The following is a 22,664-nucleotide window of genomic DNA, read 5'->3' as shown; positions in this document are numbered from 1 at the left end:
TATGGCACTAACGGGTTACTCTTTATCGCTTGTTCAAGCTAGTTGGATGACTGTCCAGCTGGCCTTCACAAGCCTCTTAGTCGGTTTGATTCTGGCAGTGGTATTCGCCAGTGGTGAAATGTCTCGCCGCGTTTTCGTTAAATGGCCAATGACGGCGTTTGTGACGATTGTACGTGGCTTGCCAGAAATCCTTGTCGTGTTGTTCATCTATTTTGGTTCGACGCAGGTTCTGTTTTTAATCACCGACGACTTTATTGAAGTTAGCCCGTTCTTGTCTGGCGTGGTGGCGTTGTCATTGATCTTCGCTTCCTACGCTTCTCAAACTCTACGTGGCGCATTAAAAGCCGTTGGAAGAGGGCAGAGAGAAGCAGCAAGTGCACTCGGCATCAGTCAAGCACACGCTTTCGTTCGCATTGTTTTACCACAAGCAGTAAGACACGCACTACCAGGTTTAACTAACCAATGGTTGGTTCTGCTGAAAGACACCGCGCTTGTATCACTGATTGGCGTAACGGATTTGTTGAAGCAAGCGCAGCTAACATCTGCAGCGACGCATGAAGCGTTTACATGGTACGCAACCGCTGCGGTGATTTACCTAGGCATTACTTTGATTACACAACGTGCCGTCAAACTGATTGATAAGAAGTTCTCAATTCAAGGCATGAGCATGGGACAGGAGGCGACCGCATGAACGAACAACACGTTTGGCAAATGCTGGATGGCTTAGGCACTAGCCTCCAATTGACCGCCGCTTCCTTGGTTGTGGGCTGTCTCTTAGCTCTGATGATGACGCTGACTCTGATCCTGCGTACTCCGGGGTTGCATTGGGTAAGCCGTGGCATCATTACCTTGTTCACTGGTACGCCTTTGTTGGTACAGATCTTTTTGGTGTACTACGGTCCGGGTCAGTTTGACGCAGTAAGAGAAAGTGTATTCTGGACATGGTTAAGCCAACCTTGGTTCTGTGCGATGTTGGCGCTAGCGTTGAATACCGCGGCATACAGCACTCAGTTGTTCAAAGGAGCGTTTAACGCGATTCCTTCCGGTCAATGGCAAGCGTGTCGTGCTCTGGGTATGAACAAAACCGCAACGCTAAAAGTGCTGCTACCATACGCTATTCGTCGTGCTGTTCCTGCTTACTCGAACGAAGTGATTTTGGTCTTCAAAGGCACGTCACTAGCAAGCACGATTACGATCATGGATCTGATGGGTTACGCGCAGCGCATTAACGCACAAACTTACGATACGTTGACGGTATTTGGTATTGCGGGCGCATTTTATTTAACGGTAAATGGTGTGCTAACTCTTATTTTCCGTCAGGTAGAGAAGAAAGCATTGGCGTTCGAAGCCGCATAAACCTTCAATCAACACTCATCATCTCGTTCCACAGTGCCTTTGCAAATGACTCTCTTGCAGGGGCATTTTTTATATTCGTTATGGCAAATCCCTCAAGTTCCACCAAACTTAATTCAATGCAATTGTATTGGTGGCACCATGGAAAGAAGACACTTTTTAGCGCTGTGGACATTGTTGTTCGCACCCTCTTTAAAAGCGACGACACCAATGCGGCCGACGCCAGCACAAACAGAAGGGCCATTTTATCCAGTAGTGGATATTCCTCTTCGTCAAAACTTGATTCTGCAATCAGAAGGCTTGGTCGGTGAACCTATCGTGTTGCAAGGCAGAGTAGTAGATACATCGGGAAACCCAGTTTCAGGCATCAAAGTAGAAATCTGGCAATGCGATGGGCAGGGGATTTACGATCATCCTAAGCAATCAAATAACGATAAGTTTGATGCGCACTTTGCTGGCTTTGGTGCAGTTTTAACTCAATCGGATGGCCACTACTTGTTTCAGACCTTGTACCCTGTACCTTATGCCTTTCGTCCACCGCACATTCACGTTAAGTTGTGGCGGGATAACCAAGAGCTTCTGACCACTCAGTTGTACTTGAAAGGCAATACTGGCGATGAATGGTGGGGAGGCAAAGCCCGTGATTATCTGCAGTTTGAAACTATACGAATCGACGGGCGGTTAACGGGCGAATTTAACTTTGTGATTGGCTAGCTAATCCGGTTAAACCATTAACTCAACCAATTGCGCCAAGCATTCTTTATCCAGTATCGGATGAGGCTCGACGCCCGTGACCAAAACGATATCCACGGAAGGTAGCGATGGCATATCGTCTAAGATCTTAAGATCCTCGCTAACGCTAATACTGCCCATCGCACCGATAGCCATGCCTGAACGTACAATTGCTCGTTGTGCAGAAGCCGTATTGCAACATGCCAGTAGTTGATAAGGAGTGCCACGTTTGGTTAATCCGTCTACTGCTGCCGCATGGTATTTACAGTCGGTTTGGAATAGGGCGAGAGGGATAGGTTGGGCTTGCTCGATGTCAAAATCAGGATGAGCAATCCACACGCCTTTGTCGCTTGCTAGCCAGTAACCTTCCTCACTGTCCGGTGCTCTTGTCACAATAGCGGCGTCTAGCTTTCCTTCATCAAGTTTTTCTCTCAAGGTGATGCTCGGCTCACTAAAGACCTGAATCGAACATGTGGGCTCAGATTGCTGTAATACGCGGATGACTTTAGGCAAGATATTGTCGTTGTAATCTTCTGGGCAACCTAAGCGAAGAGGACGCTTATTTTCATAACGTTTCACTTGTTTCAGTGCTTGATTGTGCAAGTTAACCAATAGTTCGGCGTGAGAGCGCAGTGCCAGTCCCGCTTCACTCAATACTAGGTTGCGACCTTCTTTTTCAAACAAACTGACGCTGAGTTCGTCTTCTAGCTTACGCATTTGCGCACTGAACGCGGATTGGGTGCGATTGATCTGCTTGGCTGCACGAGTGAAACTTCCCGTTTCGACAAAAGCCAGAAAGCTGCGTAACGCATCGATATCCATATCTAAAACTCATCCATCGTTTTTGTTGAAGTGTTCCATCAAAACTATCCGTTAGTCCCCTTAAATACAATCAGATATTGTGAATGGGTACTCAAAACACAAACCGCATGGAGGCGTCATGAAACTGTTTATTGCTAATCAAAACTACTCAAGCTGGTCACTTCGCGCATGGCTGATCTTTTCTCAATTCAAACTGGATGTGAAAGTCACCAAGCTCAAATTATTCACGGAAGATTTTTATAAGACCTTGGAAGGTATTACACCAACGGCGAAAGTACCTACCTTGGTGGATGGTGACGCAACCGTGTGGGATTCATTAGCGATTTTGGAATACGTTAACGAGCAATACTTACAAGGCAAAGCATGGCCAAGCAACTCCGCAGAACGAGCTAAAGCACGCGCTATTGCGTCAGAAATGCACTCGGGTTTCTTTAACTTAAGAAGCGAACTCCCAATGAATATCCGCGCGCGCAGAAAAGTCGATTTAACTGAAGGTGCACGTAAAGATATTGCACGCATTGACGCTATTTGGGCAGAACAAGCCAAGCTGTATCCCAACGGCTGGTTATTTGGAGAATGGTCGATAGCGGATGCCATGTATGCACCTGTGGCATTGCGTTTCCAAACTTATGGTATCGAGTTATCGGAAGGTGCCAAAGTCTACCAACAGAAGGTGCTAGCAAGTGAATCTTTACAGCAATGGCTGGAAGAGGCGAGCCAAGAAACAGATATCGTAGAAGAGGACGAGGCAGGGGAAGAAGTATAAGCGCATCTTGCGATCGCCTGTAGCAAGGGAAAGCATGACAAAGCACGCTTTCCTCTTCTAGGATGGTTGTCGTTTCCAGCGCGTTTAAGCTAGGTGTTCAACAATCGCTCTGCCTACGCCGTGTGCGCTCGTTGGGTTTTGACCTGTGATGACACGATCATCCACAATTACAAACTCTTGCCATGGTTGCACTTTAGAGTAGCGCGCTGCGCTGCGTGCAAGAGATTCTTCCAATAGGAATGGGATATCGTTGATGGTGCCGAAGTCGATCTCTTCTTCACGAGTGAAGCCTGTTACTGATTTAGACGAAAGTAGCTTTTCGCCATTGCTAAGCGTGATAGGGAGAAGAGCGCCCGGACCGTGACAAACTGCTGCAACAATACCGCCATCTTCATAGTGTTTTGCAGAAATCTTGGCAAAATCTTCGTTGCTCGCTAGGTCTGAAAGAAGACCAAAACCACCCGGATAGAAGATCGCATCATAGTTGTCACCGTTGATTTGTGACACTGGAATCGTGTTGTTGATGCGGTTCTGGAAATCATCATCCGCTAAGATTTTCTCGTTGACTGCGTCGCCTTCGATGTCGGTTCCGTACAGTGGTGCTTGCCCGCCTTTGATAGAGGCAATGTCGTAATCGAAGCCTGCATCTAGTAGTTCGCTAAGCACATGAGTGAGCTCTGGCGCGTAAGTTCCGTTTGCTTGGTCAGTTTCACCAAGGGTCGCATGGTTCGTCACAATGATGAGTACTTTCTTCATGATGGTTTCCTTTTTGGCTTACGTATATTTGTTGAACACCTTCATACTAATTGCTAAACAAATAAGTGATAATATGATTAATTGGCAAAACATTATTGCTATATAGCAAAGGTAAGTATGGACAGTTTTGAAGGTATCAATGAGTTTGTTACGGTTGCTGAGAGCTTAGGGTTTTCTGCAGCGGCAAAACAGTTAGGTTGCAGTACTAGTCATGTCAGTCGTCAAGTCACAAGATTAGAAGAGCGATTAGGTGTCGCCTTGTTAGCACGTTCGACAAGAATGGTGAGTCTAACGGAAGCAGGGCAAGCGTATTATCAGCAGTGTAAAGAGTTGGTGATTGGGCTTCAGCAAGCCAATGAACAGCTCACCACGCAGCAAACTCAACTAAGTGGTACGTTACGCGTGAGCGCCGCTGGTGCGTTTTCTGAGAACCATGTAGCGCCTGCCTTGATGGCATTTGCCAAGCAACATCCTAATCTCACGGTAGAGATCAACTTCAATACCAGCATGGTCAACTTTATTGAAGATGGTTTCGATTTTGCCATTCGTTATGGCAGGTTGAGTGATTCAGGCTTGGTTGCGAGAAAGCTGGTGGATCGTCCGATGGCAGCGGCAGCCAGTCAGCGTTATCTCGATGAACATGGTTTGCCAACGCACCCCGAGCAGCTCAAGCGTCATAGCTGCATCATCGCCAACAAAGACGTTTGGTTGTTTGAAAAAGACGGCGAGCCGTTAGATGGCGTAAAAGTGCAGGGCAGGTGGAAGAGCAATAACGCGCATACGGTTTTGCAAGCCTGTGCAGAAGGATTAGGTGTGGCGTACTTACCGAAGAGCAGTTTCAACGATGCTATTTCGTCTGGTCGTTTGGTGCCAATCCTAGAGCCCTATTGGGGAAGTGGTAACAGCAGCTGGATTGTTTATCAGAATCGTCACTTTCTGCCACTACGAGCGCGATTGGCTATCGACTTCTTGCTTGATCATTTTGCCGATTGGCAGGAGTAATGAGGCTCTGCCAATCGGTTTGTTTATCCATTTGTTAGATCGTCAACATACTAACGTATCTACATGTTTTGATAGCTCGGTCCACCGCCGCCTTCTGGTGCTTTCCATGTGATGTTTTGTGAAGGATCTTTGATGTCACAGGTTTTGCAATGCACGCAGTTGGCGGCATTTATCTGAAACTTCAACTTACTCTCAACTTCCACCACTTCGTAAACCCCTGCAGGGCAATAGCGCTGGCTCGGCTCGTCATACATACCTAAATTCACATCAATTGGAATGTGAGGGTAAGTCAGAACAAGGTGACAAGGTTGATTCTCTTCGTGCTGTGTTCCCGACAAAAATACCGACGAAGGCTTATCAAAACTGATTTCACCATCTGGTTTTGGGTATGCAATTGGGTGGCACTCTTGTTTAGGTTTTAACTGCTCATGATCGTGCGAATAGTCCTTGATAGACCAGGGTAACGGCTTCTTAACCAGTGGTTGCCACAGGTTGTGTTCAAAAGTCGAAAGAGCACCACCAAGTATGCTGCCAAACTTATGAATGTTCGCGCCAAAGTTACGCGTTTCGGCGAGTTCGTCATACAACCATGATGATTCAAACAACGACTGGTAGTCTGGCTCAGAAGCTCCAGTTTGTCGGGCCGTATGTACCGCTTCTGCTGCAATGATTCCGGATTTCATTGCTGTGTGGCTGCCTTTAATTTTTGCGACGTTCAAAGTCCCCGCATCACAACCAATCAATAAACCGCCAGGGAATTGCTGTCTCGGCAGAGAGGAAAGCCCACCTTTCGCAATGGCTCTTGCGCCATAAGCGATGCGCTGAGCACCTTTCAAATGTGGTTCAATAGCAGGATGGTGCTTAAAGCGTTGAAATTCGTCAAACGGACTCAAGTAAGGATTGCTGTAATTCAAGTCGACAATAAGCCCGACGGCGATTTGGTTGTTCTCCATGTGATAGAGAAAACCGCCGCCTGTGGTATTTGTTTCACTCAAGGGCCAGCCAGCGGAATGGATAACACTGCCAGATACATCCTTACTGTCAGTGGGTAACTCCCATATCTCTTTTAGGCCAAGCGCGTAGTGCTGTGGTTGCTTTCCTGCGTCTAGGTCGAACCTTTGAATAAGTTCTTTACCCAGATGTCCGCGACAACCTTCAGCAAAAAGGGTGTATTTTGCCCTTAGCTCGATACCTGGTTCAAAGTTAGGTTTGGCCTGGCCGTTCTTATCTAGTCCCATATCGCTCGTGTTAATGCCTGTCACGGCGCCAGTCTGATCATAATTGATGCTTGCAGCGGCAAAGCCCGGAAAAACTTCCACCCCAAGATTTTCTGCTTGGTTAGCGAGCCAACGGCAAAGGTTGGCAAGGCTAATTACGTAATTATTCTCGCCATTTATCATTGGACGCGGTGTAAGGATGTGAGGAACTCGAATATGGTTTTGTTCAGTAGTAAGATAAAGGAAATTATCTCGTTGAACCGAGGCTGCTAGCGGGGCCTCCATTTCTTTCCAGTCGGGGAAAAGCTCATCTAAGGCACTAGTTTCAAAAACAGCGCCAGATAAAATATGTGCGCCCACTTCTGAGCCTTTTTCTACAACGCAAATTGAAAGTGCGTCACCTTCACTGTCTTGGTTGAGTTGAGCTAGCCGACAAGCGGCGCTTAAGCCTGCGGGTCCGGCCCCCACGATCACGACATCAAACTCCATGCATTCTCGTTCCATCTTTATGCTTCCTTTCTATTATCGTCATCTGCGTGACAGGTTTTGGTTTCTATACAGAAAACTATAGCTCAGTTGACGTTAACGTGAAGTGGACTAAGCTCAAGTAATGGAGCTGACGTGTTATATGAGGCATGACCATGGAAGACCGACCATTAGCAACACTTGTGCTCGCAGAGCATGACAACCAATCGTTGGCTGTAGGGACGCTGTGTGCAATTAAAGCGGCATTTGAGATTAAGGATGATGATAAATCGCTTCCTGTTTCTGTGTTGCTTATTGGTTATCAGTGCCAATCAGTTTTGGATGAGTTAAATTGTGTTCAAGGTGTTGCAGAAATTATCTGGGTTGATGCGAAGGGATATGAACATGGATTAGCGGAAAATATCGCACCTTTGATCTCACAAGTAGCCAAAAACTACTCACACATTCTTTCTCCTGCCAGTACATTTGGTAAGAATGTGATGCCTCGTGTGGCGGCGTTGCTTAATGTTGGTCAACTTTCTGACGTGATGACAATCGAGTCTATCGATACGGTGATTCGTCCAATTTATGCTGGAAATGCATTGGCGAGAGTCACGTCGAATGACCCCTATAAAGTGATGACCATAAGAAGTACGGCTTTTGATGCCGCAGAGCTATCTGACACGCCAGTTGTCCCTAAGCTTACTCAAGTCGACACGGTGATTATCAATAAACTTAGTGAGTTTGTTTCGCAACAAACGCCAGAAAGTGAGCGACCAGAATTGCCAGCGGCTAGAGTAGTGGTGTCGGGGGGGCGTGCATTCGGGAGTAAAGAGAAGTTTGTTTTAGTAGAACAATTGGCTGACAAGCTAGGTGGAGCGGTAGGGGCGTCACGAGCGGCGGTCGATGCGGGCTATGTGTCTAATGACCATCAAGTCGGGCAAACCGGCAAAATTGTTGCACCGGAGTTATACATTGCCGTCGGAATTTCTGGCGCGATCCAGCATTTGGCGGGAATGAAAGATTCCAAGGTGATTGTTGCAATTAATAGCGATCCGGATGCGCCTATTTTTGACATTGCAGATTATGGATTGGTCGGCGATTTGTTTGTGGTAATGCCTGAGCTGTTAGAGAAGCTGTAGATATAGTCTTGTTCCCTAAAACAAAAGGCTTCCAAATTGGAAGCCTTTATCATTTGATTTTAATAAGTTACTTTTCGCTCGGACGTTGCAGGTGCTCTGCAAGTACTTTCGTAAACCTTGCAGCTTCACCACCAGTACAAGCGCGATGATCAAACGTTACGGATAGCGGCATTGCTTTCACCGAAATTGCTTGACCATTTCTTATCACAACTCGGTCGAGTATTCGGCCCGCGCCGACAATAGCGACTTGTGGCGGTGTGACGACAGGTGTCGCGTAAATACCGGCAATCGCGCCGAAGTTGGAAAGCGTAATCGTCGCGTGCTGCAATTGCTCACGACCGATTTTTCTCTCTCTGATCCCTTCAACGGTTTGATCGAGCCAACGACGAACATCTTGTGGCTCGTATTCATCTGCGTGGCGCAAGACTGGCACGTACAATCCATGACGGCTATCTACTGCAATTCCTACATTGACCGTTGTGTGTACACAGCGTGTCATGGTTTCGGCATCAAACCAAGCGTTTAAAGCGGGCTCTTCTTGACACGCATGAACAATCGCTTGAACAAGGCGGATACTGATATCTTCGTTTGGCAGCCAATCTTCCAACAATGCTTCTTCCGTAATGGTTACGGCAGCAACATGTTCGTGCGATTCGGTCATAGACGATACCATGGTACGTCGAGCGCCTTTCAAAACTTCGGTGCCTGGACGCTGTTTTCCGGCTTCGTCGTAAATATCGGCATCAACGATAAGTCCGTTCGGGCCACTACCTGACACGAGGTTAAGATCTACCCCAAGTTTTTGTGCCAACAAGCGAGCCGAAGGCAGGGCGGTAACGAGGTTGCTTTCTGTCGTGTTGTGGTTGCCACCAATCCAGAAATCATCAACGTTAACATGATGCGCTTGGTGAGAAACGCTACCGACGACGGTTGCGGCGTCAGCAGTGGCTTTTTTCTCTGCCGTTACTTCTCTCCCGGCACCTGTTTCATCAATCTCTAGCAGTAATGCACCAATATTGACGATTTCACCTTCCTCACCATGACGGCTGACCACACGGCCAGAGTAGGGGGCAGGGACGTCGACCGTCGCTTTTGCTGTCTCGACAGTTAAGATCACTTGATCTAATTTAACCATGTCACCGACATTAACGTGCCATTTCACAATTTCTGACTCAGCGAGGCCTTCGCCGAGATCGGGTAAGTTAAACGTCTTCATTTCCAATCCTCCACGAGTTCGCGCGCCGCGGTCACAATGTCTTCTTCCTGAACCATGAAATAATCTTCGTTACGGTAATAAGGCATAATGGTGTCCATTCCAGTTACTCGTTTAGGTGGGGCTTTAAGTAAGCACATGGCGTGTTCAGCGGTTCGAGCTAATAGCTCAGATCCCACACCACAAGTTTTACTCGCTTCATGAACAACGAGTAAACGTCCAGTTTTTTCTAGTGAGCTGAAAATCGTCGCGGTATCAATTGGCTTAATACTCGCCAAATCAATCACCTCGACTTCAATTCCCTGACTAGACAAGGTTTGCGCGGCCTGAAGTGACTCTACGACGCATGCGCCCCAAGTAACGAGCGTGATATCTCGCCCCTTACGTAAGGTGAAGCAGGTGTCGAGTGGGAGTGCTTCGCCGTTATCAACGACTTCAGATTTAACGGTGCGATATATGCGCTTCGGTTCGAAGAACATGACGGGATCATTGCTTCTAATTGCGGCGAGAAGTAAGCCGTATGCGCGTTGTGGTGAAGAAGGAATCACCACTTTAAATCCAGCAGTGTGAGCAAATAGCGCTTCCACGCTTTCTGAGTGGTGTTCCGGAGCGTGGATACCGCCGCCAAATGGCGCACGAAAAACCGCGGGACAAGTGAGCCGACCGCGAGTTCTATTACGCATTCGAGCCGCGTGGCACATTAAGTGTTCCATCGCAGGAAAAACGAAACCTTGAAACTGAAATTCGGCGACAGGTCGTAATCCTTGCGTTGCCATACCGACCGCAACCCCGCCGATTAAGGCTTCAGCGAGTGGCGTATCGATGACTCGTTTAAGACCGAACTCTTGCTTGAGTCCAACAGTGGCACGAAATACACCACCATTATCGCCCACGTCTTCACCTAATACGACAACATTGGAGTCTTGTTGCATTTCGTGGTGCAGGGCAAGGTTTACTGCTTCAACCAACGTTAGCTCAGCCATGTCTGCCTCCCTGCATTCTCATTGCCTTGTTGATGAGTTCATCTCTTTGTGCATGAAGCTCTTGAGGTAGCGATTCATACAAATAATCGAAACCGGTTTCTGGTGCTTGTGGCGGTAAGCTCAGATAGCGTTCAACAGCTAACTCTACTTGCTCTTTACAGTAATCTAGCCATTGCTGTTCTTGTTCGTCGCTCCAAGCGCCTTGATTAAGGAGATACGTTTTAAGACGTGCGATAGGTTCGTATTGCCATGCAGTTTGAACATCATCTTCTTTACGATAACGAGTCGCATCATCGGCCGTAGTGTGGTCACTCAGTCGGTAACTCACCGCTTCGATGAGTGTTGCGCCTTTCCCTTTTCTTGCTCTCTCAAGGGCGGTTTTAGTTGCATCATAAACGGCGACGACATCGTTACCATCGACAGTAATACCCGGTATACCTGCACCTTGCGCTTTTTCTGATAAGAAATCGGCGGCACATTGGAGACTACGCGGCACTGAAATTGCCCACTGGTTATTGTTTACGACGAAAACAAGTGGAATATTCCAAGTACCTGCGCAGTTTATTGACTCAAGAAAGTCCCCTTTGGATGTACCACCATCGCCGCACATGACTAGCGCAGCTTCGTGGTTACCTTGAATTTTTAGCGCGGAAGCCACCCCGACAGCATGCGTACATTGCGTCGCTATGGGTACACAGTAGGGAAGGTCTCGGCTAGGAACCGGACTGCCCTCAGGAGCAAAATCACTCCCGCGCTCATCGCCACCCCAGTATTGAAGGTTCTTTTCCATGCCAATGCCACGACACCACATCGCAGGCATATCGCGGTAGTAAGGGACAAACACATCATCGGCTTTAAGTGCTCTGCCGACCGCAATGCCTATGGCTTCCGCGCCTAAGTGTGAGGGATAGGTCCCTAGCTTACCGGTGCGTTGCAAGGCAACTGCTTTGTTGTCGTAAGTGCGAGTTAATACCATGTCTCGGTAAAACCCGACCAATGTTTCAGTGTCAGCCCAGTTGGGTAGTTGGCCGACTAGGTCCCCACGATGGTCGATAAACCGATGCATGGGTAATGCCTGAACGTTCATCTCAAGCTCCTTTTGACGCTGCGGGTCTTTTGGACTGCAGCTGTTCATACAAAACCAGAGTTTGTATGGGTACTCAAACTCTGATATCAGCGCAAAGGCCATACCTAAGGTTGCGTGTGCTTTCGATAGCGGTAGGCATCTGTTCGTCCCTTAAACTATTTGTCGATAACATCGCTGCGACCATTTCACCGCAAGATACAGAGAAAGGCTTTTCTGTATCTAACCCTCTAACTAAATCGTGGTATAGCCAGATACAATAAGTGTAAACAAATTGTTAAATTGTGCTTCATTTTGACTTTCGCTCAGTAGTAAAGTTTTGCTTACACCCTGATTTTGCAGAGTAATATGCTGCTATTTTGTTGGTGGTATTTTTAAACTCGAATTTAATTACTGGTTAATGAAACATATTTGCAACAAAATTTGGCTGTAAAATTTGACAAAGTGAGTCATTATTAATGAATCAACTCAAACAGTTGCTATATGATGAATTGCAAATTTTTGTTGTGCTCGAAGCCTCGACCTTATGAGAATGCATAACTTCTTCCCAACTGAGTGGAATCAAGGTAGGGTGACGGCATTACAAATGTATACCCTCGGCAGTCCTTGAGCTTATCCAAAGTAGGTGGTGCTCAAGTGGAAGTGATTATGGAGAAGTTATGTACCACGCTCATGTTTATTTTCCCCTAAGAGAACAAGATAAAGCGCAAGCCTTGAACGAGATCATCCGTCAAGAGCGTCAAGATGTGCTGCGTGTGTTTCCATTAGTTGGAAGGTTAGTTGGCCCACACAAGATGCCGATGTTTGAAATTCACCTAGAATCATTGAGTGAAGAGTTCTTGGCGTGGCTTGATACGATTCGAGGCGATTTTTCTGTGCTTATTCACCCAGTAAGCGAAGAAGAGTTGCTCGATCACACAGAACGCGCGATTTGGTTGGGCAGAGAGATTGGTGTATTTGAAGAAAAGTTAGAGAAATAGTTGCTCTTCTCGCCCATGCATGACCGCTTTGAATCCTTCTCTTCTCATTGCGGTCGCAGCTTCTGCTTAACGCCTCATCTTCATTGATGGGTGAGGAATCCCTCTCTTACGCTTTGCTGTAGTTATTTTTGTGCTAAACCTAAAAGTAGGCTTTCGAACTTCACGCACAAAGCGTGAAAATGTTGCTGTTTAGCATGCCATTAAATGAATTTTGGTGGTAATAAAATAATAAGTCTTTGATAAATCAAATAGGTATAGCAGGGAAGTGCAGTTTACGACCCCAACGCCATTGGCAGTGGCGCTGATAATTTATGAGGGGGAAGGGTATGTTTTCAATACTCTTGGTTATACTTGCACTCTATATATTTTGGCTGTTGTTTCGCTACGGGCCTGCGTTTGCCGGGCGTACCGCTCAAAAAAAACGTGACTGGGTTGGGCCTACCACCAACAAAGAAGAGTGGCGAGAATTTTGTACGGATGTATTTCAGCCGTTTAGTTCTCAAACGACTTTCTACGCCATTGCTTATTTTGCCAATTACGTAGCAGCAGCGAACGCAATATCTTGGTCAACGATATACGAAGGCGATTATCCGGTCATCATAAGCCGATTTGGTAGCTACTTCATTTTAAGCACGCATGATGCACTGGTCGTAGCTGGGTTTATTGCGCTTGCTTTCTTTATCATTAATTGGCAACTTGCCATGCGCTGCTCTGGTATTCTTAGCCAGTATCTAGTGCGGATTCTTATTATTAATCAAAAGCGCTTTGTCGCGATTAGCTTGGTGTTTTGCAGCTACTTTTCGTACCTACTGACGCTTGGTATATTCTGGCTGTTCCATGATGGGTATTCAATCTGGCATGGATTAATGCTTAGCCCCGTGTTCCTGTTGTTAGCTTTATTGGTAGCGGTTGTTGTGCCATCTGCAAAAAGAGAAAATAGTGTACCTAAGTAATCCCGAGATGGTTTGTTCAGCGGGAATAGTTTGGCTTGTAGACTAGGTGGTGATGTAAAGGACTAGCGAGTCTAAATCACGAAGCGGTAACAAAGTATACGAGCCGAGATCTTTACTTCATCAGATATTTGGATGGCTTTGGGGCGTTTACTTAAGCAAGGTAGGCTGCACTTTTAACTCGATCAGATTATCACGTTCTGGTTTAGCCTTATCGAATGACAAAATAAAGCTGCAATTCGATAACCCTAGACAAGATGATATGTCTTCGTAAAAGGGGGAAGTGTTCGTACTGGGAACTTAGAATTAAAAAACGCGGCCAAAGAATAGCCGCGTTTATTAGAATAAGAGATTTAACTTTCTGTCACAGGTTCAGAGGCTTGTTCAGCGCTTGAATCCACAGCTTTTACAAGTAGTAGACCAACACCTCCGACGATGGCACCACATAGAATAAACACTAAGCGCCCCCATACTGGGTTAGGTAGCAGAGCCATAAACATGACACCTATACCTGCGACCGCGATAAGTTTACCCAGCATTTGACGTTGCTTGTTATCGAGTTTTCTCTGTGCCACTGATTCCGCTACAAGAGGCGTTGATAGGTTTTCAAAGAACTTATCGACATCTGCTTGGCGTTTGTCAGTTAGAGGCTTGTAGAATAGAGTCGACAACATGAAGAAGCCACCAGTTAGCGTCATGTGTCCGATTAGACCTATTGCTACTTTCACATCAGACCATTCTCGGCTAGTCAACTCCTCAAGGCCAAACGCCGATGACACCATATCAGCTGTGATAACAAACCCAACAAGGTAGGAAACGATGCCACCCACGACTAGAGTTCCCCAACCGGCCCAGTCTGGAGTTTTCTTGATAAAGAAGCCTAAAAACGCTGGAATTGTCATTGGGAACCCGATGAGCGCACCAACGTACATCATAGTGTCGAATAGACTCAGACCTTTTAGAGAGTTTATAAACTGCGCGATTAGAATAATTGCAACGCCAAATACCGCCGATGTTGCTTTAGAAACTGCGACTAGCTCTTTCTCTGATGCTTGGCCTTTACGAACGATCGGTTCATAAAAGTTCTTTACGAAAATACCTGAATTGCGGTTAAGACCAGAGTCCATAGAGGACATCGTAGCAGCAAACATTGCAGCGACCAGAAGTCCAACCATACCTGCTGGCATGTATTCTTGAACGAAGTATAGGTACGCGAAGTCGCCTGCTTTGTTACCAGCATCTGGATAAGCTGCCGCTAAATCAACACCTTGGCCTGCAATATACCAAGAAGGCATGAACCAAATGAAAACTCCACCCAACATCAATACACATGCTAGCAAAGCTGCTTTTTTTGCATTTTTAGAGTCTTTTGCAGCTAGGTAACGGTAAGAGTTCAACATATTGTTTGTAATAGAGAACTGCTTAACGAAGATAAAGAACGCCCAAATACTAAAGATGCTTAAGTAGTTCAGGTTGTTACCTGCAACAAAGCTGCCACTTTCTGCGACTGGGAAGTTAGAGATAATTTCAGTAACTCCACCACCTTGAACAATAGCAACGGCTGCACATGTGATCGTTACCGCCATGATGATGACCATTTGCATGAAATCGGAGGCGATAACCGCCCAAGAGCCGCCAGTTACCGACATCGCAAGTACAACTAAACCGGTAATCCAGATGGTTGCTGTCATATCAAAACCAAAAATACCTGAAGCTATAATAGCGAGGGCGTTAAGCCATACACCTGCAGAGACAACACTGTTTGGCATCGAAGACCAAGTAAATACTTGTTCGTTTGTTGTACCAAAACGCATACGAATGGCTTCTATGACAGTTACGACGCGTAACTGACGAAATTTCGGTGCAAAGTAAGCGAAGTTCATGAAGTAACCAAACGCGTTTGCAAGGAAAATAATAGCGACAGCAAAACCGTCATTGTAGGCTTTACCAGCGGCGCCAGTAAATGTCCAAGCAGAGAATTGAGTCATAAACGCCGTTGCTCCAACCATCCACCAAAGCATGTTGCCGCCACCTCGGAAGTAGTCGCTTGTAGTACTAGTAAAAGTTCTGAACATCCAACCTATTGCGATTAAGAATAGAAAATAGATGCCCACAATGAGAGTATTGAGTTCCATCTTTAGACCTTTGAAGTAGTTTATTGTCCTAAGTAATAGTAACGTTCGCTCCTCTTATTTGTAGTACAATAACTCAAAACCGTGACCAGTAAGGCGTAATAAACCCTTTAATTAATCATACAAGTGATCGGTGTCAGATATTGCTTTTCTCTGAAGCTGCTAAAAGTGTCGAGTTTAGGTATGGGTTCTATGAATATACTTATAAAGAATCTTAAGTCCTCTAATAAGAATGGACGCGGATTTATGCATATCTGGCAGAGGGATATAACATCGATTGATGTAGGATTGTTAAAAAAAAGCCCATGCAAGCCTGTACTGCATGGGCCAAACGGTACTAGTACCGCGAGCTGTCGGCTGAAGTTCGCAACAGCGGCTTTACATGATTACTAACCACTGCAGATGACGTTCGAGGGGACATCACCTGAATTCGGTTGTTTATGTAACGCTGCTAGATCTTCGACAATCATTGCGCACATGCAATGCTAAGCTCTCTAAAATGTAGTTATGATATGGAGCAACTAATCAGTTTACACTCGCTCTGATGTTGGCAAGTGACAATGGCTATTCGCTGCATTTTGCTAACGTCGCCTCCATTAATGATATTGTATTATTAATTAAGGTAAATGCTGATGATACCAAATTGTGACAGAGAACATGTTTAGCAAATAGGCCTGTGATCTGGATGATTACAGGCTAAGCCGGTAAAGGGGCCCGACTGTCGCTTTTGTCTGAGGTGCGATACGGGTTTGTTGAACTAATAGTAACTCTGCAGTTGCAATTGCATCTGCAAGTGCATTATGGCCGTTGTAAGCGGGTAACCCGTAACGTTCCCTTGTCGCTGCTAGAGTCACATCTGATTCATCGGAAGCATTGATAGCTCTTTGTAACCTTTTTTCTATTCGCAAGGTGTCTATCCAAATGAGCGGCAACTCTTTTATGTTGAAAACTCGCTGTAAATATTGATTAATAAAGCTAGTTTCGACTATACATCCGTGCGCAACAATAACTTTGTTTTCTGCTGCTTTAAAGAATGTCCGCATTGCTTCATGAATAGAGATTCCATCAGTCAGCATTTGTTGGGTAATATGGTTAACAACTATGGTTTCGGGCTTAATTTTTGAGTCGCTATGTACATAAAGGTGTTGGCTTGTTGCTAAGTCAATATGGCCTTGTCGAATCTCTACCCAGCCCATGGAAAGAATGACTTCTTCCTCACTGTCTAAGCCAGTTGTTTCAAGATCAAGAACGATGAACTCAGTGTCAAAAGCTCGTTGATTTACGTCCAGATTTGGCGAGCGAAGCAGCTTTTTAAGATAAAGAGGGATGTGCTTCTTTTTACAGTGCTTTTGTCTCTGACGATTTTTTCGTGTCAATGGATGAAAGTACTCAAGTAAGCGCTTCATTATCGGCTCCCAAAACGGAGTTTGGCGACTTCTTGTAGATCTGCAATGATGCGGAACGCGTCTTTTAAATGTTGACGTTCAAAACTACCGAACGTATTGGGGTCAATGTGGTTATTTGGCTCATCTCCACTTTTTAGTGCTTCTAATTGATGGGCAAATCGAAACGACAAGATGAATTGATATGCGTTTATTATATTTTTGTACGCGTCATGGCTGAGCAGCCCTTTTTCGTTAGCTGCTTTAAAACGCTCATCAGTTGCAGTGAGGTCACATTCAACTGCAAGACCATAAATCCTTGCAAGATCAATGATTAGATTAATCGCGTATTTTTTTACGTCGAGCGTTTTCTTGTTCTCTCCCGATTTTTGTAATACTAGGCTATTGAATATTCCTAGCGGTGGGTTTGTTTTCACCGCATCGTTAACTAACATCGTAAGGAATTCTCTATTAGCGTTGATGTTAGAGTGAAGCTCATCGCGAAGTATCTGTTCAAAGTCTTTGTTTCCATAAACGGTTCGGATTTCTAAAAAGACACTGATATTGAGGAGGCGCTCGTATTCAGGATTTGCCACCCATTTCTTATAGTACTTTTTCCAAACAGAGAGAGGCTGGCACCATTTAGGGGTCGCTGCCATAAATTTCCCTGGACACAATGGATAGTTACATTTATTCAGACCATTACTTACTATCATTGCTAAATGTTTGAAGTAGATACGGTCGTTATCTGTTGCCGAATCATCTAATACGATGGCGCTATCTTGATCTGACAGCATATGTACTTCTTGGCGAGCATGAGAGCCTGCCACAATCCAAGAGAAGTCACAGGGAGGTGTTCCCAACTTATCAATGGCTATTTGTATTAACCTACGAGTGTACGCATCCATAATCATGGTCATCACTTTACCAATGATTTCTGGTGAAACCCGTCCTTCGACTAATGCTTCAAAAATAGCTTGGCGCTCAGACGTAAAACTAGACAACGCTTTGACACTGCCAGCATATTTGATCTTTTCAATTAAAAATATTGCTTGGACTCGATGGTTTTGAACCAAGTGCGTTGTTGTCAAAACGCCAACGACGTTATTGTCTTTGACTAGGGGTAAATTTCTTATGTTGTGCTGCATCATAATGGAGGCTGCGTGCAGAACTAAATCGTCAGGATGAATTGTTTTAGGATCAGGCGACATGACTTCGACGACTGGTGTTGAGATGCTTAATCCTTTGGCGATGACTCGCTTTGTCATATCTCGGTCGGTAATCAGTCCAACTATTTTATTATCACGATAAACGACAGCGCAGGGAGAGCACTTATCGATCATCTCGTTGGCGACTGACTGAATGGATTGCTCAGCGGTTACAATTGCAACTCGACCACTAGCAACTTCCTCTACACGCCGAATAAACAACCCTTTTTCTTTGTTAGACCACACGACATCTAATGCTGACTTTAGCCGTACCTGAGCTTGTGATGCAAAATGTTCAGCACATTCAGGATGAGAAGTGCACAACTTTTTCAGCGCAGCATTTGGAATTACATAAACTAATGAATTTTCAATTGCAATTGCTTTGTATTCTTTTCCGCTTTCGACTTCGTTACCAAGAAAAGTGAAGCCAAACAAATCTTCCGGACCAAGTTTAGCTCTCAATATGCCATCAGATTTACGCTGTTCGATAGAGCCAGTTCTAATAATATAAAGTGACTTTTCGTTCTTAGAAGAATACTGATCAACAACATCCCCCTTGCTTAAATAAGTGATCTTAACAGATGAAGCAAGCTCGCGAAGTGCACCTTTAGGTACCTTGTCAAACGGATCAATCTGGCTGATAAACTGTATGATATTTGGCAGTAGCGAGTCGGTCATAACACAACATTCTCAAAATACATTTGTATTACTATATATCAAAATGTTGATAGTGTGCCATAAAGAATGGAGGAAACGAAATTAAAAAAGCACGCGAGATGCGTGCTTTTGCCTAGTTATTAGATCGCCCAAGCCCTAAGCTTAACTGGCTTCGGGTAAGCGATGTTTTGACTCCAACAAGTGGTTAGCCGAAGCTTGACGTGCTTTTTCAGCATTGCCTGCCATTATTGCTTCATAAATCTCACGATGTTCTTCGATGCACGTATTGCCTTCCTCAGATGAGTGAGCAATAAAGTTAATGAACATTGTAGTCAGAACATGCCCAAACGGTAAGAAAAAGTCGTTTCCGGTTGAGTTAAAAATAATGCTATGGAAACGAATATCTACATCCATCCAGCGCGCTTTGTCCAGTTCGTCTGCTTTAGCGACTTCCAACATATCTTGGAATGCTTCTGATAGCTGAATTCGCTGTTCCGCAGTGGCATTTTTCGCTGCGAGTGCACAAGCTTCAGGCTCTATCGCGCGTCGTAACCCCAAAAATTGATGACAGAACTGATCTATCTCTGTTAGACCGTCCATCCATTCAATTAATTGTGGGTCTAAAAAGTTCCAGTACGCTCGGTTGATGACTCGAGTACCAACTTTTGGACGTGACTCGAGTAAACCTTTTGATGTTAAAAGTTTTACGGCTTCACGCAAAGCTGTGCGACTGATACCAAACTGTTCACACAGGGACATTTCTCCTGGAAGAATGGACCCTTGAGGGATCTTGCCTGACAAAATGCTACGAGCAATTTCGCGAGCTACTTGTACATGTAAGCTGCGCTTGGAACCGGAGATAGAATGAAATTCACCAGACATAAAATCACTTATCGTTAAAATTGTATTATTTAAGCTTGGACTATATCATCCAAAGTGTAGCTCACCAAGAAGATGTTTACGTAATAACAGTTGTCTTCACAAATCAATTTTGAATCTCCGACTGCTTTATGAAGCCTTCATGATTATGATACTTAGCGTATAACAGATGAGGCCACCGATTCTTACATCATTCCTTATTTATTTGTTAGCTCAATATGTTAGTTAACTCTAGTCGCGCCTACTTATTGTACTCACTGATTTTCAATACACAGCACACAATTTGAATAGAAGGTCAGGTTTCTTGTTAAATAAAGTGATATTGTATTATTATATTCTAAAGATCGGTGTGCATGATGTTACTACTCGACCATTCAATATTGAGTTTGGCCAATATACCTCGCGAGTAAAAATCATATTCATAAGATCGTTAGATTTTAGACGCTAAATAACAGTGCTTTACATTTACACAGAAAGTCTCCGCCTTCAAAGCGTGTTTCATTTGGCCTTTTCTAACTATTAGCTAAACAAGTCGTTTAGGCTGCTGGCAATGAGGAATATAGATGGCAGAGTTTTCACTTCTCGGGAATTCAAATCACAAGATACATGTACAAGTAGCAAGACAGATTTCTTGCAAAATATTGTCAGGAGAATTAAGTCAAAATGAGAAGCTCCCGAGTGAAATAGAACTGTGTAAGTTGTTTGGTGTTAGTCGGACAGCACTACGAGAGTCGACGAAGTTGCTGTCTGCTAAAGGCTTAATTATCTCTAAACCAAAAGTTGGAACTACGGTACTACCAAGAAACTATTGGCATTTTCTTGATCCTCAACTCTTAGAGTGGATCCAAGATTTAGAAGATACTAAGCCGTTTCTATCTCAGTTTTTAGGATTGCGTAAAGCCATAGAACCAGAGGCGTGTGCGCTGGCAGCCCAAAATGCCAATGCTGAGCAAAGAAAGCTGTTGTCAATTGTATTTCAAAGAATGACGATGGCAGCACGATGTCACGATTATGATGAGTGGATTGCTAACGATCATTTGTTTCATCAAACGATATTCCTTTGTACCGATAATCAATTCTACGTTCCCTTCAGCAATATACTTTCGACCATATTTAAGGTGTTTATTGACAAGTCAGTTGAAGGAGGGAGGTTCTGCCTTAATGAGCACCGCGCAATTTATGATGCAATTATGGTCGGAAACTCATTTCAAGCTCGTTTAGCCTCTCAAACGCTGTTAAATGATGAGAATCAGAGGCTTTCCGACGCCGTGAATAGTTAAGATCTTGCGTACATTTTTATTGACTAAAAAGAGTTTTCTGTCGTTTCTTTTTGTCATGAACTTTGCCTAATGACAGGGCTCTTTAGTTTAAACGTTTAACCTCATTACAAAGGTTTACTAATGTTTTCCCAACCATATATAAAGAAAAACTTATCTCTTGCTTGGCCGCTTGCTCTTAATGCTTTGTTGATGCAATCAATGCTTATGATTGATACGCTGCTTGTTACGCCATTAGGTGAAGTTTCACTTGCTGCTATGGGGATTGCTACAACAATAGTTTCTTTTGTTTTAGGTATCCAAATGGCTCTAGCAAATGGGTCTCAATTGGTACTTAGCCGTGCCGTAGGCTCTGGTCATTATCTATCGTTAAATAAAGGTTTCTGGGCAGCTTTAGTTATCAACGTTCTAGTCGCATCCTTATTCTGGCTGTTGATTACTGTCTTTGATGAAGCGTTAATCAGTAAGTTGACGGATAACGTTGATCTCTATGCGGAGACAAAATGCTACCTTGCAATTGCTAAGTTCATCGTCATATTCAATGCCATTACTCAGGTTATGATTGCGGTGTTCAATGCGCTTGGACGGACCAAAGTTCCATTTAAAGGCTATTTGATTGAATTGCCAGTCAACGTGGCGATGTCTTATGTTCTGATTCACGGCCTGACTAATTTTGAAGGTATTGGCGTTCAAGGCGCCGCGGCGGGTAGTTTGGTTGCTATTAGTATTCGGCTGTTATATTTAACCATGTGCATTAAGCTTGACGATTCTATCATCTTGTCTATTAAGAAGCTTGATGCGTCATTGAAAAGCAATATACATAAGCATTTTAAAGAGATTTTCCCCGTCGCGGCGAACGTCACAATGTTACAAACTGGCGCAACGATATACATGTTGCTGTACTCGCAACTGACCTTAAATGCTTATGTCGCTATGACTATCGTGATGCCTTGGATCAAAGCGGGTACTCAGTTCATTACCGCTTGGGCGCATTCATCGGCAATCACGATTAGCCAAGCAATTGGATCAAGAAAAATGGATGAGCTGCGTAACAATGTCGATATTAGTATTGATATGGCCGTGATGATCTCGTTCGTTTCAGCATTTTTCTTTTTTGCACTTAGTTTCGTTCTTCCTGATTTGTATCCCGACTTAGACCCGAGTACTTACAAAGCGTTATCCGCGATTGCTCCACTTTATATACTGCTACCGATAGTACGTGGCTATAACACCGTTCATGGTCATATTTTGAGAGCGTTAGGTAAAACAACGGAGGTGTTTAAGATTAACTTTACCGGTCAGTGGGTAATCTCAATACCGTTATGTGCTTTGATGATTTTATACTTGGATCTTTCAGTATTTTGGGTGTTTGCAATCATGCCGTTTGAAGAAATTGTTAAGGCATGGCCATTTAGGCATTTAGCACGTAAGTCTCTGAAAGATTTCGATATTAATAAGGCAGACAAGCTAATGTACGATTGATTCTATGACTATTGGATTAGGTCGAAAATATTCGTAGATGCTATGGACTAAAGAGGAGTATGTCTAGCTTATCATTTTGGGGTTTATCGAGTTTATAAATTGTGATCAATAGAGCACATCATAACTTCTTTCCTCGAATCATTCCGTTGCAAACCTTATTATATGTATGACAATATTACATA

21 protein-coding genes are annotated in these 22,664 nt (G+C 44.5%); 11 read left to right on the top strand and 10 right to left on the bottom strand.

Features of this window, described 5'->3' with window-relative positions; translation table 11 throughout:
* The first annotated feature begins 1 nt into the window (after nt 1).
* The 3 genes from artQ (at nt 2) to R7O13_RS04810 (ending at nt 2,067) form a co-directional block, all read left to right on the top strand.
* Nucleotides 2-691 (top strand): arginine ABC transporter permease ArtQ, encoded by a 690-nt coding sequence (gene artQ, locus R7O13_RS04820; RefSeq protein WP_318303163.1) that lies wholly within the window; start codon nt 2-4, stop codon nt 689-691.
* On the top strand, nt 688-1,356 hold the full coding sequence (gene artM, locus R7O13_RS04815) for an arginine ABC transporter permease ArtM (RefSeq protein ID WP_005388569.1): 669 nt from the start codon (nt 688-690) through the stop codon (nt 1,354-1,356). The genes artQ and artM overlap by 4 nt, the downstream gene beginning before the upstream one ends.
* A gap of 138 nt (nt 1,357-1,494) precedes the next feature.
* Nucleotides 1,495-2,067, top strand: coding sequence for a protocatechuate 3,4-dioxygenase (locus R7O13_RS04810; RefSeq protein WP_318303162.1), 573 nt, complete (start codon nt 1,495-1,497; stop codon nt 2,065-2,067).
* A 9-nt stretch (nt 2,068-2,076) separates the two neighbouring features.
* Here R7O13_RS04810 and R7O13_RS04805 read toward each other — a convergent pair whose 3' ends face one another.
* Complete coding sequence (locus R7O13_RS04805) at nt 2,077-2,907, bottom strand: LysR family transcriptional regulator (protein ID WP_318303160.1); 831 nt, start codon at nt 2,905-2,907, stop codon at nt 2,077-2,079.
* Nucleotides 2,908-3,025: 118 nt separating this feature from the next.
* Here R7O13_RS04805 and R7O13_RS04800 point away from each other — a divergent pair, with 118 nt between their 5' ends.
* Nucleotides 3,026-3,673 carry a glutathione S-transferase family protein gene (locus R7O13_RS04800; protein WP_213903725.1) on the top strand — a complete coding sequence of 216 codons (648 nt, stop codon included), beginning with the start codon at nt 3,026-3,028 and terminating at the stop codon, nt 3,671-3,673.
* 84 nt (nt 3,674-3,757) lie between these two features.
* On the opposite strand, the gene R7O13_RS04795 is transcribed toward R7O13_RS04800, so the two are convergent.
* Nucleotides 3,758-4,429 (bottom strand): type 1 glutamine amidotransferase domain-containing protein, encoded by a 672-nt coding sequence (locus R7O13_RS04795; RefSeq protein WP_213903726.1) that lies wholly within the window; start codon nt 4,427-4,429, stop codon nt 3,758-3,760.
* Between the two features lie 117 nt (nt 4,430-4,546).
* On the opposite strand from R7O13_RS04795, the gene R7O13_RS04790 reads away from it, so the two are divergent.
* Nucleotides 4,547-5,431, top strand: a complete 885-nt coding sequence (locus R7O13_RS04790; RefSeq protein WP_213903727.1) for a LysR family transcriptional regulator — start codon at nt 4,547-4,549, stop codon at nt 5,429-5,431.
* 59 nt (nt 5,432-5,490) lie between these two features.
* Here the strand turns inward: R7O13_RS04790 and R7O13_RS04785 are convergent, their stop codons facing one another.
* Entirely contained in the window at nt 5,491-7,152 is a 1,662-nt protein-coding gene (locus tag R7O13_RS04785) for an electron transfer flavoprotein-ubiquinone oxidoreductase (protein WP_258470241.1), read from the bottom strand.
* 137 nt (nt 7,153-7,289) lie between these two features.
* Between R7O13_RS04785 and R7O13_RS04780 the strand changes: the two genes are divergently transcribed.
* Entirely contained in the window at nt 7,290-8,255 is a 966-nt protein-coding gene (locus R7O13_RS04780) for an electron transfer flavoprotein subunit alpha/FixB family protein (protein WP_005375829.1), read from the top strand.
* 67 nt (nt 8,256-8,322) lie between these two features.
* Here the strand turns inward: R7O13_RS04780 and R7O13_RS04775 are convergent, their stop codons facing one another.
* The 3 genes from R7O13_RS04775 to pdhA are packed head-to-tail and all read right to left on the bottom strand — an operon-like array spanning nt 8,323 to nt 11,538.
* Nucleotides 8,323-9,471 (bottom strand): dihydrolipoamide acetyltransferase family protein, encoded by a 1,149-nt coding sequence (locus tag R7O13_RS04775; protein ID WP_005375831.1) that lies wholly within the window; start codon nt 9,469-9,471, stop codon nt 8,323-8,325.
* Nucleotides 9,468-10,451, bottom strand: coding sequence for an alpha-ketoacid dehydrogenase subunit beta (locus tag R7O13_RS04770; RefSeq protein ID WP_171344083.1), 984 nt, complete (start codon nt 10,449-10,451; stop codon nt 9,468-9,470). Before R7O13_RS04770 ends, R7O13_RS04775 begins: the two co-directional genes overlap by 4 nt.
* On the bottom strand, nt 10,444-11,538 hold the full coding sequence (gene pdhA, locus R7O13_RS04765; protein WP_025998586.1) for a pyruvate dehydrogenase (acetyl-transferring) E1 component subunit alpha: 1,095 nt from the start codon (nt 11,536-11,538) through the stop codon (nt 10,444-10,446). The genes R7O13_RS04770 and pdhA overlap by 8 nt, the downstream gene beginning before the upstream one ends.
* 65 nt (nt 11,539-11,603) lie before the next feature.
* Here pdhA and R7O13_RS04760 point away from each other — a divergent pair, with 65 nt between their 5' ends.
* The 3 genes from R7O13_RS04760 to R7O13_RS04750 all read left to right on the top strand — a co-directional run bounded on the left by R7O13_RS04760 (nt 11,604) and on the right by R7O13_RS04750 (nt 13,468).
* The gene (locus R7O13_RS04760; RefSeq protein WP_127891143.1) at nt 11,604-11,798 is read left to right on the top strand and encodes a hypothetical protein; all 195 of its coding nucleotides are present in this window, start codon (nt 11,604-11,606) and stop codon (nt 11,796-11,798) included.
* 396 nt (nt 11,799-12,194) lie between these two features.
* Entirely contained in the window at nt 12,195-12,515 is a 321-nt protein-coding gene (locus tag R7O13_RS04755) for a DOPA 4,5-dioxygenase family protein (protein ID WP_005375836.1), read from the top strand.
* 326 nt (nt 12,516-12,841) lie between these two features.
* Nucleotides 12,842-13,468 carry a hypothetical protein gene (locus R7O13_RS04750; RefSeq protein ID WP_033906971.1) on the top strand — a complete coding sequence of 209 codons (627 nt, stop codon included), beginning with the start codon at nt 12,842-12,844 and terminating at the stop codon, nt 13,466-13,468.
* A gap of 350 nt (nt 13,469-13,818) precedes the next feature.
* On the opposite strand, the gene R7O13_RS04745 is transcribed toward R7O13_RS04750, so the two are convergent.
* From R7O13_RS04745 to R7O13_RS04730, 4 genes are all read right to left on the bottom strand, one after another.
* On the bottom strand, nt 13,819-15,600 hold the full coding sequence (locus R7O13_RS04745) for a sodium:solute symporter family transporter (RefSeq protein WP_031781211.1): 1,782 nt from the start codon (nt 15,598-15,600) through the stop codon (nt 13,819-13,821).
* Nucleotides 15,601-16,286: 686 nt separating this feature from the next.
* Nucleotides 16,287-17,003 carry a 3'-5' exonuclease gene (locus R7O13_RS04740; protein WP_005388533.1) on the bottom strand — a complete coding sequence of 239 codons (717 nt, stop codon included), beginning with the start codon at nt 17,001-17,003 and terminating at the stop codon, nt 16,287-16,289.
* Nucleotides 17,003-18,865, bottom strand: coding sequence for a putative nucleotidyltransferase substrate binding domain-containing protein (locus R7O13_RS04735; protein ID WP_053307762.1), 1,863 nt, complete (start codon nt 18,863-18,865; stop codon nt 17,003-17,005). Before R7O13_RS04735 ends, R7O13_RS04740 begins: the two co-directional genes overlap by 1 nt.
* A 141-nt stretch (nt 18,866-19,006) precedes the next feature.
* A complete protein-coding gene (locus tag R7O13_RS04730) occupies nt 19,007-19,726 on the bottom strand; it encodes a FadR/GntR family transcriptional regulator (RefSeq protein WP_005388529.1) in 720 nt (239 codons plus the stop codon).
* A gap of 560 nt (nt 19,727-20,286) precedes the next feature.
* Here R7O13_RS04730 and R7O13_RS04725 point away from each other — a divergent pair.
* Both R7O13_RS04725 and R7O13_RS04720 read left to right on the top strand, forming a co-directional pair.
* Nucleotides 20,287-21,003 (top strand): FadR/GntR family transcriptional regulator, encoded by a 717-nt coding sequence (locus R7O13_RS04725; RefSeq protein ID WP_005388528.1) that lies wholly within the window; start codon nt 20,287-20,289, stop codon nt 21,001-21,003.
* Nucleotides 21,004-21,192: 189 nt separating this feature from the next.
* Nucleotides 21,193-22,482 carry an MATE family efflux transporter gene (locus R7O13_RS04720; RefSeq protein ID WP_025998585.1) on the top strand — a complete coding sequence of 430 codons (1,290 nt, stop codon included), beginning with the start codon at nt 21,193-21,195 and terminating at the stop codon, nt 22,480-22,482.
* Nucleotides 22,483-22,664: the final 182 nt, after the last annotated feature.

Source organism: Vibrio sp. Y176, assembly GCF_033438945.1.
The sequence above is the reverse complement of the archived record's forward strand: the minus strand, read 5'-3'. Positions and strand labels throughout refer to the sequence as shown.